Source organism: Hydrogenophaga sp., assembly GCF_036675665.1.
In the GTDB taxonomy this organism is placed as follows: Bacteria; Pseudomonadota; Gammaproteobacteria; order Burkholderiales; family Burkholderiaceae_C; genus Hydrogenophaga.
Genome location: NZ_JAKFEO010000061.1, coordinates 1 through 1,856, shown reverse-complemented (window position 1 = coordinate 1,856; position 1,856 = coordinate 1). Strand labels below are relative to the sequence as shown.

At 67.6% G+C, this 1,856-nt stretch carries 2 protein-coding genes and 1 pseudogene; 1 reads left to right on the top strand and 2 read right to left on the bottom strand.

All coding sequences use genetic code 11. The features are described 5' to 3' along the window. Window positions 1–409, top strand: a 409-nt coding sequence (locus V6M63_RS18370; RefSeq protein WP_442909611.1) for a hypothetical protein, incomplete at its 5' end; no start/stop codon positions are given. 145 nt (window positions 410–554) lie between these two features. Here the strand turns inward: V6M63_RS18370 and V6M63_RS18365 are convergent. Further along, complete coding sequence (locus tag V6M63_RS18365) at window positions 555–1,322, bottom strand: hypothetical protein (RefSeq protein ID WP_332744171.1); 768 nt, start codon at window positions 1,320–1,322, stop codon at window positions 555–557. A gap of 29 nt (window positions 1,323–1,351) precedes the next feature. Further along, window positions 1,352–1,856, bottom strand: a pseudogene (locus V6M63_RS18360) (long-chain fatty acid--CoA ligase); the annotation flags it as partial.

The window sequence follows — 1,856 nt, the reverse complement described above, 5'->3', positions numbered from 1 at the left end:
GATTTCCATGAGTTCCACCCGTTCCCTCATCGGCAAGGCGGCCCTGCTGGGTTCGCTGGCATTCGCCGCCATGGGTGCGGCGCAGGCCCGGGATGTGTACTGGTCGGTCGGCGTGCACGCCGCTCCGGGCGTCCACGTGGGCGTGGGCAACCACCGTCCGGTGGCCCCGGTCATCGTGGCGCCGGCCCCCGTCATCGTGCCGCAGGTGGTCTACACCCAGCCTCAGGTCGTCTACCCGGGCGGCATCTATTACCAGCAGCCGGCCCCGGTGGTGGTCTACCACAACGGGTGGCAATCGCGCAGCCACTTCGACGGCCACGGCCACCGCCACCACAAGCACCGTGGCCATGGGCATGGCAATGGCCATCGTGGGCAGGGTGGCCATGGCGGTCATGGCCACTGGCGCTGATCGCTGACGCGACAAGGCCGAACACAGTTCTCCAAGGTGCCCCGCGGTGCGCTTCTGCGCCGCGGGGTTTTTTTATTGCAGGCGGCACCGGTGCGAGGCGGCCATCAGCGTGCCTGGGGCCGCAAGGGCCGGCCGCCAGCCGTGCTCAACGTTGCACCCCGCCCAGGAACTGCCGGATCTCGTCGCGCCAGGCCGGGTCGGCCAATGGATCGTGGCTGGTGACGGTGGATCGGACGTCGCGCACCTGGGAACGGTTGAACAGGTGCCCACATGCGCGCGTCGGATAGGAGCCGTTGCCGGTGATCCAGGGATCCCGGGTCGAGTACAGCGCGAGGTAACGATTGTCGGGATGGGGATCCCACAGGCTGCGCTCCTTGCAGTCCATCGCGTGCAGGATCACGCCGTCGACCTTCCTCTTCAGGCCTTGCACCACCTTGCCGCCTTCGGAGTGTCCGGTGGCAACGATCGACTTGAATCCGAGGTCCTCCAGCCAGGCGATCTGGTGCTCCAGTTCGATCCGGCGCGCCTTGATCCGGTGCGGATTGCCGGATTCGGCATGGCCGGTGGAGGAGGGCATTCCGGAGGGACAGGAGCTGGATGCGTCGCCTCGCGTGTGGAACTGCAGCAGGACGACATGGAAGCCCAGTTCCTTGTAGAACTCCGCCAGTTGCAGGTCGGTTCCGACGACGCCCGAGCACCCATGGGAATGCACGACCACCGGGCGCGAGCGGTCGGCCCGCTCTTCGAACTGCCGCTGCGCGTCGCCGGTGGTTGCGCCCACCCGGTAGTACGTGCTTCTCCACGGAGTCTTGCCGACCACCGCATCCGAGAGGTCGTAGGTGCGCTGCGCGAGCGCGCCGGCGGGGACCAGGAGCGCCGCGCAGGCAAGGATGGCCGTGCAGTGACGGATCATGGACGTGCCCCTCCGACCGACACCCCGGCCTACGCGTACAACCCTTCGATCTCCTGCGCGTACGCCTTGTACACGCTGGCCCGGCGCACCTTCATGGTGGCGGTGACCTCGCCGTCGTCGTGGTCCAGCTCCTTGGTGAGCAGGTGGAACTTGCGCACTTGCGACACCTGCGCCAGCCGCTCGTTGCCGCGGTTGACCTCGGCGGCGATCAGCTCCTGCACGCGGGGGTTCTCCACCAGCGAGCGGAAGTGGGTGAAGGCCAGCCGGTTGGCCTCGGCCCACTTGCCCACGGTCTCGTAGTCGATCTGGATCAGGGCGGACACGAACTTGCGCGCCTCGGCCACCACGATGCATTCCTTGATGAAAGGGCTGCCCTTCAGGGTGTTCTCGATCTCCGAGGGCGTCAGGTTCTTGCCGCCGGCGGTGATCATGATGTCCTTGAGCCGGTCGACGATGCGCAGGTGGCCGCCGGCAATCGGCTCCACCACGTCGCCGGTGTGCAGCCAGCCTTGGCGCACCGTCGCAGCCGTAGCC